Origin of the sequence: Acinetobacter sp. YH01020 (assembly GCF_013420275.1) — a bacterium.
Classification (GTDB): Bacteria; Pseudomonadota; Gammaproteobacteria; order Pseudomonadales; family Moraxellaceae; genus Acinetobacter; species Acinetobacter amyesii.
In genome coordinates, this window is the sequence record NZ_VOYN01000126.1 from 1 (window position 1) to 1,231 (window position 1,231).

General features: G+C 36.2%; 1 protein-coding gene and 1 pseudogene. Both read left to right on the forward strand.

Features of this window, described 5'->3' with window-relative positions:
- Positions 1 to 94: pseudogene (locus tag FTT85_RS18460) on the forward strand (IS1595 family transposase); the annotation flags it as partial.
- A gap of 100 nt (positions 95 to 194) precedes the next feature.
- Complete coding sequence (locus tag FTT85_RS18465) at positions 195 to 764, forward strand: peptidylprolyl isomerase (RefSeq protein WP_180184121.1); 570 nt, start codon at positions 195 to 197, stop codon at positions 762 to 764.
- The last annotated feature ends 467 nt before the right edge of the window (positions 765 to 1,231 follow it).

Below are 1,231 nucleotides of genomic sequence, written 5' to 3' on the forward strand. Positions count from 1 at the left end.
AGAGTACTTTGATTATCATCTTAAAGAAACTGAATGGCGTTGGATGAGGGAACCTAATGAGTTAGCAACTGAGCTGTGGAACCTCATTAGGTAAAATTAAGTGTAAATCTGCTAGTCTAGAGCCTTACTTTTTAATCATCAAAGACTAATATACAGTCAATAACAAGTACGAGATCAACCAGAAGAGTTAGCAAATGTTAAAACAGATTTTATTTACCGCAGCACTTGGCTGTGTGAGCTTAAGCAGTTTTGCTGCCAATACTATTGTCGAAATGAAAACCTCTCAAGGCAATATTGAAATTGAGCTATTCAATGACAAGGCACCTATCTCAGCTAAAAACTTTGAAAGCTATGCAAAAGAAAAATTTTATAACGGCACGATCTTTCATCGCGTGATTCCTGGATTTATGGTTCAGGGTGGGGGCATGGATGTCAAAATGCAGGAGAAGCCAACAAAAGCGGCTATTAAGAATGAATCAAGTAATGGCTTGAGCAATAAGCGCGGCACATTGGCAATGGCACGGATGAATCATCCTGATTCAGCAAGTAGTCAGTTCTTTATTAATGTTGTAGACAATGACTTTCTCAATAAAAGTGCAATGAATGCGGGATATGCTGTTTTTGGTAAGGTCACTAAAGGGATGGATATCGTCGATAAAATCGTAAAAGTTCCAACTGCGAACTATGGAATGCACCAAAATGTCCCTGTAAACCCAGTGGTTATACAGAGTGTGGTGATTAAAGCAGCACCTGTAAAAAACTAAGTACACAAAATAGGAAAAATATTTTACATGATATTTGTAATAAATATCATGTATTTATGTGAATAAAGTGTGTTTTTTGAACCATAATGGTGCATAAAAATGAAACACTCATGTTCTTTGTGAGTGAAAAGCACTTGCACGTGTAAGAAATTGCCCTATAATGAGCACCATACCGACGAGATAGACGGAAACGAACGAAACGCGAAGCGTTGAATTGTTAAGTTTATCGAAGTCCAGCTTCTAGCATTGACGAGATGTTAGAAAGATCATTAAGAGATTATGAAGAACAACTTGTGTGGATTTTTACTAGTTGATTGATCGAAATTATTTTCATTGATTAATGGTAGAAATTACTCGAAGTTTATTTGAGCAAATTTTTGTCAGTAATTGATGAGCCAAGATTGGTACACTATATGTACTATTGATTTTAAACTGAAGAGTTTGATCATGGCTCAGATTGAACGCTG

Coding starts and splice junctions, on each gene's coding strand:
- FTT85_RS18465 (WP_180184121.1), top strand. CDS start 195: ATGTTAAAACAGATTTTATTTACCGCAGCACTTGGCTGTGTGAGCTTA.